The 13,966-nt window shown below is 58.7% G+C and carries 11 protein-coding genes; 2 read left to right on the top strand and 9 right to left on the bottom strand.

What is annotated here, in order from left to right; all coding sequences use genetic code 11:
* Nucleotides 1-77: 77 nt before the first annotated feature.
* The 4 genes from ACSQ9D_RS04625 to ACSQ9D_RS04640 form a co-directional block, all read right to left on the bottom strand.
* Complete coding sequence (locus ACSQ9D_RS04625; protein WP_436281336.1) at nucleotides 78-2,435, bottom strand: LPS-assembly protein LptD; 2,358 nt, start codon at nucleotides 2,433-2,435, stop codon at nucleotides 78-80.
* The gene (lptG, locus tag ACSQ9D_RS04630) at nucleotides 2,435-3,523 is read right to left on the bottom strand and encodes an LPS export ABC transporter permease LptG (RefSeq protein WP_436281337.1); all 1,089 of its coding nucleotides are present in this window, start codon (nucleotides 3,521-3,523) and stop codon (nucleotides 2,435-2,437) included. Before lptG ends, ACSQ9D_RS04625 begins: the two co-directional genes overlap by 1 nt.
* Entirely contained in the window at nucleotides 3,520-4,698 is a 1,179-nt protein-coding gene (gene lptF, locus ACSQ9D_RS04635; protein WP_436281338.1) for an LPS export ABC transporter permease LptF, read from the bottom strand. Before lptF ends, lptG begins: the two co-directional genes overlap by 4 nt.
* A 101-nt stretch (nucleotides 4,699-4,799) precedes the next feature.
* Nucleotides 4,800-5,501: a phosphatase PAP2 family protein gene (locus ACSQ9D_RS04640; protein WP_436283764.1), complete on the bottom strand. Its 702-nt coding sequence runs from the start codon at nucleotides 5,499-5,501 to the stop codon at nucleotides 4,800-4,802.
* A 256-nt stretch (nucleotides 5,502-5,757) separates the two neighbouring features.
* Between ACSQ9D_RS04640 and ACSQ9D_RS04645 the strand changes: the two genes are divergently transcribed.
* Nucleotides 5,758-7,251, top strand: a complete 1,494-nt coding sequence (locus ACSQ9D_RS04645; protein ID WP_436281339.1) for a leucyl aminopeptidase — start codon at nucleotides 5,758-5,760, stop codon at nucleotides 7,249-7,251.
* Nucleotides 7,248-7,697: a DNA polymerase III subunit chi gene (locus ACSQ9D_RS04650; protein WP_436281340.1), complete on the top strand. Its 450-nt coding sequence runs from the start codon at nucleotides 7,248-7,250 to the stop codon at nucleotides 7,695-7,697. The genes ACSQ9D_RS04645 and ACSQ9D_RS04650 overlap by 4 nt, the downstream gene beginning before the upstream one ends.
* 3 nt (nucleotides 7,698-7,700) lie before the next feature.
* On the opposite strand, the gene ACSQ9D_RS04655 is transcribed toward ACSQ9D_RS04650, so the two are convergent.
* The 5 genes from ACSQ9D_RS04655 to ACSQ9D_RS04675 all read right to left on the bottom strand — a co-directional run bounded on the left by ACSQ9D_RS04655 (nucleotide 7,701) and on the right by ACSQ9D_RS04675 (nucleotide 13,882).
* Nucleotides 7,701-8,249 (bottom strand): GrpB family protein, encoded by a 549-nt coding sequence (locus ACSQ9D_RS04655; RefSeq protein ID WP_436281341.1) that lies wholly within the window; start codon nucleotides 8,247-8,249, stop codon nucleotides 7,701-7,703.
* Nucleotides 8,250-8,310: 61 nt separating this feature from the next.
* Nucleotides 8,311-9,237 carry a Gfo/Idh/MocA family protein gene (locus ACSQ9D_RS04660; protein WP_436281342.1) on the bottom strand — a complete coding sequence of 309 codons (927 nt, stop codon included), beginning with the start codon at nucleotides 9,235-9,237 and terminating at the stop codon, nucleotides 8,311-8,313.
* A gap of 97 nt (nucleotides 9,238-9,334) precedes the next feature.
* Complete coding sequence (locus ACSQ9D_RS04665; protein ID WP_436281343.1) at nucleotides 9,335-10,171, bottom strand: polysaccharide deacetylase family protein; 837 nt, start codon at nucleotides 10,169-10,171, stop codon at nucleotides 9,335-9,337.
* A gap of 125 nt (nucleotides 10,172-10,296) precedes the next feature.
* Nucleotides 10,297-12,180, bottom strand: a complete 1,884-nt coding sequence (locus ACSQ9D_RS04670) for an ATP-binding cassette domain-containing protein (RefSeq protein WP_436281344.1) — start codon at nucleotides 12,178-12,180, stop codon at nucleotides 10,297-10,299.
* 652 nt (nucleotides 12,181-12,832) lie between these two features.
* Nucleotides 12,833-13,882, bottom strand: a complete 1,050-nt coding sequence (locus ACSQ9D_RS04675) for a diguanylate cyclase domain-containing protein (protein ID WP_436281345.1) — start codon at nucleotides 13,880-13,882, stop codon at nucleotides 12,833-12,835.
* Nucleotides 13,883-13,966 lie beyond the last annotated feature (84 nt).

Raw genomic sequence — 13,966 nt, forward strand, 5'->3', positions numbered from 1 at the left:
TCAACTGGCGACAATGTCCTGCATAGTCTTACGGCGAAAGAAAGGCCCTTTCTTCCGCCGTACTACTGAACTCTCCATCAATTCTGGTAGATGGTCGTGTTGGTATCCACCGCGCCGCCGAGGTTGATGTCGCCCAGCGTGCGGAAGGTCAACCTGGCGCCAATACTCCAGTCGCTGGCGGTTTCGGCACTGGTATCACGCTTTTCGCTATATGCGATCGTAAAGATCGTGCACTCGTCCTCATAGGTCAGACCGAATGTTTTCCGGACGATGCTGTTGTCCTGAAGATCCCAAGCTACGCCGCCAAATACCGACCAATAATCCTTGAACTTAACAGTTCCCTTGGCCTGGATCTCATCGTTGTCCTCCGCAAAGCCATAGGCCGGCTGCGCTGCGACATGCGTGTAGATCAGCTGGGTTTGGAGGTTGTCGTTCTGGAAGCCGGCTGTCAAATCGCCGCGACGGAAACCCAGGTTCTTCTCGTCAAGCCGATAGGAGGCTGCGAGAGCGAGGCCCTGCGGCGTTTCAATGCCGCCGAGACCGACGAAGTCGGACACGTCAGTCTCCAGACCAGAGTCCGCGCCGACATTCACCAGATCCGCTGTATCGAAGGAATTCTGGCCGCCGAGCTGGTAGGACTGGCCGAATATGCCATGCAGCTTGTAACCATTGTCGAACGTCCCAGTGTACTGGAAGCCGACGTTGGCGCGCGTGCCACCCTCGATGCGGTCGTAACCGGAAAACTTGTCACGGTCGAAAAGATTGGTCGCGTCGAACACAAAGCTCTGCGCATCCTCGTTCGGAAGACCGCCGGCAAGGCGTTCGTCGGGCCGCGCATAGATTTGAACGATGGGTTCGAACAGGTGCGTACTGTTTGCCGTCGTGCCAAGGATGGGATAGCGCATTTCCAACCCGGCGGTAAACATCGAACGCGTCGCCGCATTGCTGTCGTCGTAGTTGCCGTCATAGACAAACGTGCCAGAGGTCGGCGGCGGTGTCATGTTCAACGCCAAGGCATCACCGCGCGCAGCGAGCAACGGCGTGATCAGGAAACCCTCAGGCGTCACAAACGTCCGCTTCCATTCCAGTTCGCCCGTCAGACGGGACGTTTGGCCGTCAAGACCACGGAACCGGTCGAATCCTGCGACGCTGTAGAAGTCGTCGTGAGTGCGCGACAGGTTCGTAAAGTTGACATCGGCAGAGAGTTCGCCTCCGGCGAGCGGCTGCGGCGCCACGAAGTGATAGTCCATCACCGGATAGACGATTGCCTGCTGCTTCTCGGCGACGTCGTTTGGATCGGCGTTCTGCACGTCGAAATAGAACGAGCGCAGATCGAAGTAATTCCGCTTGCCGAGACCGGTCAGGTAGACCTGGTTTGTCTTTGTCGAGTAGTCCAGTCCTTTTAGGCTATAGGTGCGAGCGAAGTTGTTGTCGCTCTGCGCCATGACGTCCCAGCCGAACGCCCAGCGAGGGTTGATCTGAAAATCTCCCTTCGACGCTACGACGCCGCGGAAGTCATTTTCGGCATCACTCGTGCCGGCCGTGAAGGTCTCCGGGCTGAGCTGATTGATACCAGCCATCCGCAACGTGTGCGTGCCGTTTTCAAATCTCTGACGATATTCTGCGTCGAGCAGAAAGCCTTGCGTCGTATAACCTGTGCCCGTGACCGTTAGGTCGCTGCTCGGCGAAATAACGTAGTAATACGGGACGGACAGGCCGAAGCCGAGATTTTGAGCGGTGACAAAACTCGGAAACAGGAAGCCGGACTTCCGCTTCACGGTGTTGTCGGGAACTTCGATCCACGGTACGTAGGCAAGCGGATGACCAAGAAGCTCAAAGCGCGCCTTTTCGAGGCGAATCGTATGCTTGACGCCGTCCTGGATGACCCGTTCAGCCTTGACCTGCCAGAAGGGAGGTCGTTCCGGTTTCTCGGCGCAAGGCAAACACGCAGTATAGACGCCCTTGTTCAGGATCATTTGCGTGCCGCCAACACGCTCACCGGTTTCGGCAACCAGGCGCGTATTGTCGGCGGTTTCGATTCTGAGCGCGTTTACGAAGCCGTTTCCAAAGTCGTCGGTGACGTCAAGCTTGTCGGCGTACATGCGATTGCCGTCGGGGCCAACGAGCTCGACGTTGCCAAGCGCCATCAGGCGCCCGGTCTGCTGATTATACTCGACGCGCTGCGACACCATCTTGTAGCCGGCGTAGTTGATCTGCACGCCGCCAATGGCCGAAACGATCTGCGCGTCCTTGTTGTAGACGAGCTCGTTTGCCGACAGAATCAGCTTCTGGTCGCCAGACACGTTCGGCTTCAAATTTTGCATGGCATCCTGTGCGAAAGCAGCAGGAAGGCCGTTGAAATAGGTAGACAGAGCCGCGCCTACGAACAGGGCAACCAACTGTTTACTAAGAGTCTTGCGGTCGCCTGCCGCCACTAGCCATCCTCCTGATGAAGCAGAATTGTTGCACCCAAAGCCAAGGCAACGGTGACCGGAATCCACGTCGCCACGAAAGGCGGGACAACCCCACTGCTTCCGAATGCTTTTACAAGCACGGTGACCACATAAAGCACGAAGCCTGACAGGATTCCACCCAGAATCACCGACCTCGATTGGTTGAACCGGCTAAATTTTAGAGACACTGTTGCAGCAATGAGAGTCATGGCAACAAGCAGCAGTGGCTGGGACAACAATGAATGAAATTGCGTCTCGAGAGCCTTGGTCGGAATCCCAAAGGATTTCGCTGCGTCAATTCGGCTCGAAAGATCAAAAAATCCAATGGTTTCAGGGGCTGTCAGCCTCTGCTGGACGAAATCCTGTTTCAAATTGGTGCGGACTCGCACCTCATCCTTGCGTGCCGCGACTTCGCCTGGACGGCGCTCGACAACATTCTTAAGAAGCCAGTAACCATCTTCCAATTTTGCCGACGCGGCGTCCTGTCTCAGGATGATGTGATCGGTCGAATCGAAATGCACGAATACCGCATCCATAAGCAGCGTGCCGTTCTCCAGAACCGTATGCGCTCCTATGATCGCATCGTCCCCGCTGCTGATCTGGCGAAGCCACGGAACCTGCGGCGCGGCATTCGGCGCCGAGCCTTCTCCGCGCCAGTTGCTCTCGACGATGGCGGCCTGACGTTGGCCCCATGCTGCCAGCGGATTGAGGACAGTCATGACTAGGACGCCGAGCAAAAAGGCGCCGGCAAGGAAGGGCGACATAAACTGCCAAACCGAGATGCCGGCAGCGCGCGTCACGACCAGTTCGTATTTTCTGTTGAGGCCGATCAGAACCGTCATGCCCACAAAGAGGGCAATGAAGGGAACGGTCTGTTGCATAATGAGCGGCAGGCGCACGGCCGTCATCACGAGGCCGCCTGTCACGGTGTAGCCGGGAAGACCGGAGAGGCGGCCAGCCGTCTCGCTGAAATCCACGAGGTAGACGATGCCGATCACGCCGAGAAAGAACCACATTGTGGTCAGCAGATAACGACGGAAGAAATAGCGGCCGAGCGTCCCGAAGATCATGCGCTACCTCCCGCGGAGGGACCTGCCGACCGCCCGAAGCGTCGCAACAGTCTTTGCCAAGATGCGGCGATGTGGTCGGTCATTGCGGACACGACCGACAGACGCTTGTGATGCGACAGAGACGCGATTGCGAGGAGGCTGGCGATCAACGGAATCGCATAGAGGACACCAATATATTCTGGATCAGTGTCGATCTGATTGGCGGCGTAGAATGACGCCCAACGAATCGCGAATGCAAAGATGAGCGCCGCCACCATCGGATGCAGCCGCGCTTCGCGATGGGAGCGCGCATCACCGGCAATCGCCAGCGAAATCAGCGCAAACACCATGGGCAGAACCCAATCCGTCAGACGGCGGTGCAACTCGGCACGATAACTGCCGGGCTTGGCGATGTAGTCCTTATCGTTCGGATCCGGATTGAGCAAAAACGGAAGCTCGCGGTCGGATGCACGAAGCGTTGCCTGACCGCGGTTCTGCGTCAGATCGGACAGGTCGAAGGAGTAGGAATCGAAGCGAATGACAGAGACTTCGCCGGTCTGCGTTTTGCGGTGAACCTCGCCATCATGCATGATGAGTGACGTGCCCTTCTCGTCAACGGCGCCTTCACGTGCGTAGTAGATGAGCTCGAACGCAGGGTCGCGCTCGTCGACGACGAACAAGCCCTTAAGCACACGCCCTGCCAGCCGCTCCGATATCTGCACGTAAAGACCGGTATCGATGCGGCGGAAGTTCTTCTCCTCAATAACTGTGGAGAGCAGATCCGCGTAAGCTGCAGCCACCATCTGGCGAACGCCGGTCTTGGCCTTCGGCTCGACGACGTTGTCCACCAGAAAGGAAAAGACGCTGATAACCGCGGCGAGGATCAGAATCGGGCGCAGGATGATGCCACGCTTGGCACCGGCCGCATCGATCACGGTCAGCTCCGAATCGTTGTTCATCGTCGTCAGCGTCTGCGTGACACCAATGACAATTGCGAACGGCAGCACGATCGGAATGATCGATGGAAGGATCAGCGTTGCCAGCTTGGCAAACGACCCCATCGACTGGCCGCTGTCGGTTACCAGATTGACGCGCTGCAGAACCTGAGTCGTCCAAATGATCGCGAGCACCGGCAACAGGGCAACGAGAAACATCTGGCCAACACGCCGGAGTATATATGTTTCAAGCAGTTTCATTCATGCCCTTGAACGCCATTTGCGAACCGATGCCGCTATGCAGCGAAATCCATCTACGCTCTTTGGTTCGCTTTTGCGACAAGCCAGCGTCGAAAATTCATTCAAATTTCAGATTTTTTTTTGCCCTGTGGCGAATCGGTGAGAGCAAGAAGACCTGCGAAGATGACAATGGACGAAAGCCATCCGAGGATCACGTCGGAAAGATAGTGCGCGCCGAAAGCAACCCGCATGGCGGGTGCCAGAAAAGAGACCGCGGCAAGGGGGAGGGCAAGGGCGGAACGCGCTGGCTGCGGTATCAGGAAAATGAGACAGAAGACCCAGCCGGCGCCTGCCGCTTCGCCGGAAACGAAGGAGCAGTTCGACATGCATTTTCCGGCCATGGAGCCTGCCTGTACGAAGTCGAGGTAGCCGCCGAAATCGAGCGTCTGCCAAGGCCGCGGTCTACCCCAGTGTGCCTTGAGGAGGAAATTCACCAGGATCACCGGGCCGATGATCAGCGAGCCGAGAGCGACCTTGAATGTGCGGGCGCGTGCGACATTGAAGGTCGCTCCACAGTGCCAATAGCAGACCGCTAGTTTCCACGCCATCATGAGGGCGATGAGATACGGCAGCCGAAAAAAGAGAATTCTCAGCAGCCCGAGGTAGGTTTCTTGCCGGTAGGGAAAATACCCGCAGGTTCCGCCAACAGTGCCTGTGGCCTTGCAGGCTTCCTGCACAAAGAAGTGTTTAGATGCGTAGATATCGATCTGGGGAAGGGCATTGAACAGCAGAAGCAGCAGCCACCAGAGACAGAGCAGGCCGATGAATGCACGGGCGGGAGCGTCGTTAGATGCAGCGAAACGCCAAGTTGCCCGTGCCCTCGATAATCCTAATGTCGAAATCACTATGCAATTCCTGTGGACTCAATTCCACCAGAGGAATATGCGCCAATGATGACATCCCTTTAACGAGTTCGCGGCTAGTCAAGCAGCCACATCGTCGGGCCGAAGACTTGTCTTCGGGGGTGAAACCCGAAATGATCGGGTGGAGCGGATTTAGGAAAATCCCACTGGAGAAGATATGTCAGCCAAGTTCGATATTTCATTTGAGACGTCCGCCGATATCGTCGGTGGCTACGCGATTCTGCTGCAGGCAGGCGGAGCTGATCTTGCCGCCGGAGCCAAGGTCGCTGACCCCGCTGGCGTGATCGCCAGAGCCGCAAAGATCGCCGGCTTCTCCGCCAAGCCGACGACCGTATTGGATCTCGTTGCTCCTGAAGGTTCAACCGCCGAGCGGCTTATTGTTGTCGGTCTCGGCAAGCCGGAGGAACTGACCGCTCACGATTGGCTGAAGGCCGGTGGTGTCGCTGCGTCCAAGATCAAGAAGGCCGAAAAGGTCGTGATCTTCGTCGATGCGCCGGGTGCCGGCGTTGGAGCCAAAGAGGCGGCGGATTTTGCGCTTGGAATGCTATTGCGCGCCTACAGCTTCGACACCTACAAGACCAAAAAGAAGGACGAGGACGGCAATAGCCGGAATGGACGGGTGGCGGTGACGATCGTTGTCGCCAATGCGACCGGTGCCGCCGAGGCCTTCAGGGTCTCCGAAGCTGTCGCCGCAGGGGTCAATCTGGCACGCGATCTCGTGAATGAGCCGCCGAATGTTCTGGGTCCTGTGGAGTTCGCAGCCAAGGCAAGCGACCTGGAAAAGCTCGGCGTTGAGGTGGAAATCCTCACCGAGAAGGAGATGCAGAAGCTCGGTATGGGTGCGCTGCTAGGCGTGGCGCAAGGCTCCGTCAGGCCTCCGCGACTGGCAGTCATGCAGTGGAAAGGCGGCAAGAGCGGCGAAAGCCCGATCGCCTTCATTGGCAAGGGCGTCGTTTTTGACACCGGTGGCATCTCGATCAAGCCCGCTGCCGGCATGGAGGAAATGAAAGGCGACATGGGCGGCGCCGCGGCCGTCACTGGCCTGATGCATGTCCTCGCGGCGCGCAAGGCGGCCGTGAACGCCGTGGGCATCATCGGCCTCGTCGAGAACATGCCCGACGGAAACGCCCAGCGCCCCGGCGACATCGTCACCTCGATGTCTGGCCAGACGATCGAGGTCATTAATACCGATGCCGAGGGCCGGCTCGTGCTCTGTGATGCGCTCTGGTATTGCAACGACCGCTTCAAGCCCAAATTCATGATCAATTTGGCAACGTTGACGGGCGCGATTCTTGTTGCGCTCGGCAACGTCCATGCCGGTTTGTTCTCGAATGATGACGAGCTCTCTGAGCGGCTGACTGCGGCTGGGCTGACGACGAGCGAGAAGCTCTGGCGCATGCCGCTCGCTAAAGAATATGACAAGCTGATCGACAGCAAGTTCGCCGACATGAAGAACACCGGCGGCCGCCATGCGGGCTCGATCACCGCGGCTCATTTCCTGAAACGATTTGTGCAGGACACGCCTTGGGCGCACCTCGACATCGCGGGAACAGCAATGGGCTCACCACAGGACGAGATCAATCAGTCCTGGGGTTCCGGCTACGGTGTGCGCCTGCTTGATGAGCTGGTGCGTGCCAACTACGAGTCATGACGGAAGTCCTGTTCTATCATCTGACGGAATCCAAGCTGGAGGACGCCCTTCCGCCGCTGCTCGAAAAAAGCGTCGAGCGCGGCTGGCGGGTTGCCGTACAGCTGAAGGATGCGGCGCGGCGCGACTTGCTTGATCAGCATCTGTGGACATTTCGGGAGGATAGCTTCCTGCCGCATGGCACGGATGAGGGGGACCTCGCAGTAAGTCAGCCGATTCTCCTCACCGTTTCCGAAGGAAATGCCAACGCCGCGACAGTTCGGTTTATCGTCGATGGCGCAGAGCCACCTCCGGTCGAAACCTATCAGCGGATCGTTTTCATGTTCGATGGTTACGACCAGGCACAGCTGGAAGGCGCCCGCGCGCAATGGAAGAAGCTGAAAGGCGAGGGGCACAGCCTGACATACTGGCAGCAATCACCTGAGGGGCGATGGGAGAAGAAGGCTTGAACCTTACTGGCCCAGGCCGGAAGCTATCACGACCTCATCGATGAAAGCCTGCTTTGCCTTGGTATATTGCGCGCGGCTTTCTGCATGCTCGCCGGCCAAGCCAACCTTCAGTTGCTCGTAGGCACGTGCGAGCCGTGCATCGCCGCGCAGGGCGTCGCGAAAAGCAATCATCCGCTTCCAGTTGTCGCCGCGATACTCCACGACATGGACCAGATGGGTGCGGCATTCATTTTTGATGCCGCGGCCGAAAATATGGTCGTCAGGAACGATGTCGTTGCCGGCATAGTCGTAGCCGATTGCTTCCATGGCGCCGATGCAGCGCAGACCGTCATCCAAGTGCTTGACACCGACAAGCATATCGATGATCGGCTTCGCCTTGATGCCAGGAATGGCGGTGCTGCCGACGTGCTGAATATCGATCGCGATGTCTCCGAGCGCCTGTCGGATGGCTTGTGCCTCGTTGGCATAGGCTTGTCGCCACAGGGTATTGGGTTCGGCGAGAGAAACCGTCATGTTCTTCAAGCCAAGACCGTAAGACGCATCGTCTCGCATGCCGAACCTCCGTGACAGACCGTGAGCCCTTCACAATATTAGGAGGTCCGGCACGTTTCTATCAATCGTGAAACGCGTCGACGAATTTGCGCTTGCCGAGCATGAAGGCATCGGCAACATGGCGAAGCGGCGCCAAGTCGACATCGGACTTGCCGGCCTTGACGATTTCGGCGAAGCGACGGTAGAGCGCGGGGTATTCCTCTTCCGGCGCCGAGTATTTCAGTTCGCCATTGATCGACAGCTTGGATCCGCCTTCAGCAAGCTGCACATGGCCGGCTTCGGTTTCCGCGAGGATGTCCCAGCTCTGCTTGCCCGTCTGTCGCCAGTCGAACTCGGCATGAACAGGCACGTCGTCAGCGTTCTTGAAATGCAGATCGGCAGCAATCGGTGCGTCGCGATTTTCGGGAAATTCGAGCGTTGCGCCCGTCAGGAAGATTGCTTTCGGCAGAATGTGAGTGACGATCGAAAGGGCGTTGATGCCTGGGTCAAAAACGCCGAGACCACCGGCCTGCCAGATCCAGTCCTGGTTCGGATGCCAATGGCGAACGTCTTCCTTCCAGATGACATGGACGCTTTTGATAGCAGTCGACGCGAGGAAGGACTTCGTGGCTTCGACGGCCGCTGCATAGCGCGAATGCCAGCTCGCAAACAGCGAAACGCCCTTGCTTGCGGCGAGGCTTTCAAGATCGGCCACTTCGCTCAGCGTTGCGCCCGGAGGCTTTTCGAGGAAGACGTGCTTGCCGGCGGAAAGCGCCTTGTGGGCGGCTTCGTAGCGATACTGCGGCGGCATGCAGAGGGAAACGGCATTGACCGCCGGGACTGCATCGAGCATCGCATCGATCGTGGTGAAGCTCTGGATACCTTCGACGGTGCCGTGACGGCTCGCCGTTGCAATGAGCTTGAAGTCGGGATTCTTGGCGATCGAGGGAAGGTGCTGGTCGCGGACGATCTTGCCGACGCCGACGATGGCAAGGTTGATTGGTGACATGCTGGTGGCTCGCGTTCGGTGTTTCGCTCAAAAGTATGATTTATTTTGCGCCTGTTTTAACAGAAAGAAACCGGCGGGCAAGCGTCGATAGGCCCAATCAGAGAGACGCCATCTCGGCGGGCGCTGTCGGCTTCTTGAACTGCAGCGTTACGACCTTATACCCCTCGGCCTCGAGCGTTGAAAGAAGCGTCGGCAGCATTGTCGCGGTGCGATTGTGGATGTCGTGCATGAGAATGATGCCGCGGCCGCGCCTGTGCAGCACGCCAATCGTCCGCTTGGTTATGGCCGCAGGCGATGTGTTGAGGTAGTCCTTGCTGTCCACATCCACATCCATCACGACCATGTCGCGCATTGCAACGGCGGCGCGAAGCTTGTGGCTGTCGGCAAGGTATGGAAAGCGAAAAAAGTTGACGTCGACACCGGTCGCCTTGGTGACGGCTGCCTCGCCGCGCGTGATCTCTTTCATCGCCATGTCGAAGGCCAGCGTCGCCAGATTGTCGTGCCGATAAGTGTGGCTGCCGATCGCGTTGCCTTCCATGGCGACCTTGCGAGCAAGCTCCGGATGCAGTTCCGCCATTTCGCCGACCATCATGAAAGCGCCCTTGACGCCGAACTGGTCCAGTGTCGCGAGCACGCGGTCCGTCCGGCCAGGAATGGGGCCGTCATCGAAGCTGAGGATGACCTCCTTGTCCTGCAAGTGCAGGTCATGAATCGAAGCGACCGTCAGTGTTCTGCCGGCGAGGTGATGAGGGCTCGTGTCGTGAGACATTTGGGGTAGACGACCTTCCGTTTCCGCTATCTGGCTGCCTTCCGGTGCGACGATGGAGGAGGTCTTGATCGTGGTGTCTGGCGCAGGCGCGGGCCGCTTGGCGGTTTGGCAGCCCGCCAGGGCCATGCTCAAGACGAGACTGGAAAGGAAGGCGAAGCGATGCATGAAAGGGGCTCAACAAATCAGTAATGAATGTTGAGACAACCTTGATGATTATGGTTAACGATCGGTTTCGATCGCCCCGAGATTGCCGAATAGTGCTTAATCCGACAAGCTTCCGCCGGCTGTGGCTATCCCGCCATGGCTTCTTCGTATTCCGACGAAAGCTCCAGCCACTGCTCTTCAGCGGCCGCGAGCTTTGCGGCGGCTTCGCCGCGCTGCTTGGCTTTTTCGGCAGCTTTCGCGGGCGCCTTCTCATAGAGCAGCGGATCTGCAAGTTCTGCATCAAGCGCCTGAATCAGTTTCTCCAGCTTGCCGGTCAAGGATTCGATTTCGTTGATCTTTTTCTTGAGCGGCGCAAGCGACGCGCGTTTCTCGGCATTCAGCTTGCGCTGGTCCGCCTTCGAGGCGAGCTCTTCAGCGAGCTGAGGCTTTTCATCTTTCTTTTTGCCCGACGCGACGACGAGGTCGCGATATTCGTCCATATCGCCTTCGAAAGTCGTCACGGTACCATTGTTGACGAGCCACAGTCGATCGACCGTCGCCTCGATGAGATGGCGATCGTGTGAGATCAAGATGACGGCGCCCTCGTAGTCATTCAGCGCTTCGATGAGTGCCCGCCGGCTGTCGATGTCGAGGTGGTTCGTCGGCTCGTCGAGAATCAGCAAATTCGGCGCGTGGAAGGCAGCGAGACCCATCAGCAAGCGGGCCTTCTCGCCACCGGAGAGATCCTTTGCCGCCGTGGACATCTTTTCGGTTGCAAGGCCCATCTGGGCGACACGCGCCCGCACCTTCGCTTCCGGCGCGTCCTGCATCAAGCGGCGCACATGCTCGACGGGTGAGTGGTCGGGGATCAGATCCTCGAGTTGATGCTGCGCGAAGAAACCGATCTTCAGATTCGGGGCGAGCTTGACTTCTCCAGCCTCTGCCGACAGGCGACCGGAAATGAATTTCGCGAACGTGGATTTGCCGTTGCCGTTGGAGCCGAGCAGTGCGATGCGATCGTCGTTGTCGATGCGCAGGTTCAGGCCTCTCAAGATCGGCTTGCCGGGCTCATAGCCGACCGCGCCGCCGCTGATGGCAACGATCGGGGAGGCTGGCTGCTTTTCCGGCTCCGGAAAGGTGATCGGCTGGACGTGATCCTCGATGACGGCGGCCACCGTGCCCATGCGCTCCAACGCCTTAACGCGGCTCTGCGCCTGGCGCGCCTTGGATGCCTTTGCCTTGAAGCGGTCGATGAAGCTCTGCAGGTGTTTGCGGGCAGCCTCGTTCTTCGCCCGTGCCTTCGTCTGCAACTCGTCGGCTTCGGCCTTCTGCCGTTCGAACTGGTCGTAGCCGCCGCGATAGAAGGTGAGCTTCTTCTGGTCGAGGTGGACGATCGAGTTGACGGCGTTGTTCAGGAGATCCCGGTCGTGGCTGATGATGATGACCGTATGCGGATAACAGCGCACATAGTCTTCGAGCCACAACGTGCCTTCGAGGTCGAGATAGTTGGTCGGTTCGTCGAGGAGCAGCAGGTCGGGCTCGGAGAATAGGACGGCCGCGAGGGCGACGCGCATCCGCCAGCCGCCAGAAAAGGACGAGGCGGGTCGCGACTGCGCTTCCTGATCGAAGCCGAGGCCCGCGAGGATGCTGGCGGCACGCGCCTCGGCTGAATGCGCGTCGATATCGACCAGTCGCATCTGGATTTCGGCGATGCGGTGCGGATCTGTGGCATTTTCCGCCTCCACGAGCAACGCCGACCGCTCCTTGTCGGCTGCCAGTACGATTTCAATCAGCGCGTCTTCCGTTCCCGGTGCTTCCTGCGCCACCTGACCGATGCGAGCATTTTTCGGAATCGATATCGAACCGCTTTCGGAAGCCAAGTCGCCGGTGATGACCCGAAAAAGCGTGGACTTGCCCGCACCGTTGCGGCCAACCAGTCCAGCCTTTGCGCCGGCGGGCAACGAAACGCTGGCGTGATCGAGAAGCAGGCGGCCGGCAACACGTGCGGAAATATCGGAAATCGTGATCATGCGCCGGGTTTTGGCGGAACTCTCGGCCGAAGGCAAGGGCGGCGGCGAAGCCGGATGGCACGATATGACGGAAAGTTACATCGCTTCCGCAACCTTCTACTAATTGGCGTGTGCTGAAGTTAATTACGCGCCATGATTGCTTCGGCGGTAAGCTCGTGCGATGCCGGCGCGGATTGAAGGATAGGCATTTATGTCCCGCAGCGCCGATAATCTCGTGGTGGTCGCGTTTTACCTTCATCAGCCATGTTCAGCCGTCACCTTGCTCTTTCCAGCCGGTCCCTTCGTCGTCGTTATCAGGCCCTGCCGGCAACGGCGGTTGTCCCATGTAGTCTCGCCATCGTGGCGTTGGCAACCATTCTCCGGTTCATCGATCGGATAGGCACTGTCACCCGTAGTCGAGGGCGCACGCGAACAGTCAGCGGCTCTCGGCGAGATTGGCTCAGCAATCGGCGCGATTGATGCGATCACATAGAAGAATGCCGCAATGGTGGGGGGCTCGACTTCCGCGGCCCGCGGGCTCACGACGGAAGCGGAGCGCCTTGAGGATATCCTCGGTCGCTTTGCGATCGTTGGGAGGCAGCCAGCGCTTCGACTGGCCGCGGGAGAATGAAAGGCGCCGTCCTTGCGGCGGATGAAAGCCTGAGCCTGGCGCTTAGCGCCCGAAGGCTTGCACGGGCTGGCGCCGGTTTGATTGGGCCGCGTGCAGTGCGACGCGCGCATTCGCCTGCAGCTGCGATGCCGTCGCGGCGTCAGCGCTCAATGCAATCCCGAGCGAAATCGTGAGCTTGGCGGGCGCGGTGTTGTCAGAGGTCGCAAAAGCCAGGTGATCTTCCACGGAGGCGCGCAGCCGGTCGGCAATCGCCAGGGCCTCCTGCATGCCGACATTGGCAAACAGAAATGCGAATTCATCGCCATCAGTCCGCGCAACAAGATCGTTTTTCTTGATCGACTTGCGAAAGAGATCCGCAAGTTTCTTCAGCAACCGGGTGCCGACCTGCGTGCCGTAGCGGGTACTGAGTGCCTTGAAGTCGTCGACGTCGACCATGATCAGGGCATTGCCGGAGGCGCCTTCCTCGCGATCATAGAGATCTGCGATTGCCTTGTTGAGCGCGATGCGGTTGGGAATCCCGGTGAGTTTGTCGGTGGCCGACGCGGAATGAGCGGCTGCAAGGCCAAGCTCAATTGTTTCCAGGCGCTCGACGTCGCTCCTCAGCCGGGCCTCGACATCCTTTTCCGAAGCCAACACGGTGGAGAGAGAGGTCGATAGATACTCCATCTCGCTCATGAACGAGCCGAGGCTCTGGTCCAGATTGCCTGCGATGGATTGCAATGCTGTTTCTGCAGCGCGTACGAATGCCTGCTTTTGGCGAAGGCTTTCCGAAAGTCGCTCCGCTGCCTCCCGCAGCATCTTGCTCGCTTCGCCATGAGAGACTTCGCTCGCGAGACCGCAATGGCTGACAAGTCGGTACTTTAAGCCCAGCTCGTCGAGAGAAGCTTGCCGCGGGCTCGGGCCGAGCGCCGCGATATCCTGCGCTAGGCCGGCGTTCTGGCCGATGATCGCCTCGTGCAAAAGCTCATAGTTGCGAGGCAGGCCGGCGATCGTGAGCCTAGCCATATGCTGCGCGATCCGCTGGATATCCGTCGGGGCAGCCGGACGGGGTGCGGCTTCGCGTTGTACCTGTAAGTTCGGCGCAGTTCGCATGACGATCCCCTCGTTCCGACGGTATGGCGGGCGGTTGGTTCTCTATGCAACTATGGCGCTTAAGATAGCTTAAATTCTGGCGCT

Source organism: Rhizobium sp. LjRoot258 (genome assembly GCF_964254185.1).
In the GTDB taxonomy this organism is placed as follows: domain Bacteria; phylum Pseudomonadota; class Alphaproteobacteria; order Rhizobiales; family Rhizobiaceae; genus Rhizobium.

What these genes read in the sequence shown, in the direction of transcription:
- lptG (WP_436281337.1), bottom strand. Translation starts at nt 3,523, where the DNA reads ATGATCTTCGGGACGCTCGGCCGCTATTTCTTCCGTCGTTATCTGCTG.
- lptF (WP_436281338.1), bottom strand. Translation starts at nt 4,698, where the DNA reads ATGAAACTGCTTGAAACATATATACTCCGGCGTGTTGGCCAGATGTTT.
- ACSQ9D_RS04645 (WP_436281339.1), top strand. Translation starts at nt 5,758, where the DNA reads ATGTCAGCCAAGTTCGATATTTCATTTGAGACGTCCGCCGATATCGTC.
- ACSQ9D_RS04650 (WP_436281340.1), top strand. Translation starts at nt 7,248, where the DNA reads ATGACGGAAGTCCTGTTCTATCATCTGACGGAATCCAAGCTGGAGGAC.
- ACSQ9D_RS04655 (WP_436281341.1), bottom strand. Translation starts at nt 8,249, where the DNA reads ATGCGAGACGATGCGTCTTACGGTCTTGGCTTGAAGAACATGACGGTT.
- ACSQ9D_RS04660 (WP_436281342.1), bottom strand. Translation starts at nt 9,237, where the DNA reads ATGTCACCAATCAACCTTGCCATCGTCGGCGTCGGCAAGATCGTCCGC.
- ACSQ9D_RS04665 (WP_436281343.1), bottom strand. Translation starts at nt 10,171, where the DNA reads ATGCATCGCTTCGCCTTCCTTTCCAGTCTCGTCTTGAGCATGGCCCTG.
- ACSQ9D_RS04670 (WP_436281344.1), bottom strand. Translation starts at nt 12,180, where the DNA reads ATGATCACGATTTCCGATATTTCCGCACGTGTTGCCGGCCGCCTGCTT.
- ACSQ9D_RS04675 (WP_436281345.1), bottom strand. Translation starts at nt 13,882, where the DNA reads ATGCGAACTGCGCCGAACTTACAGGTACAACGCGAAGCCGCACCCCGT.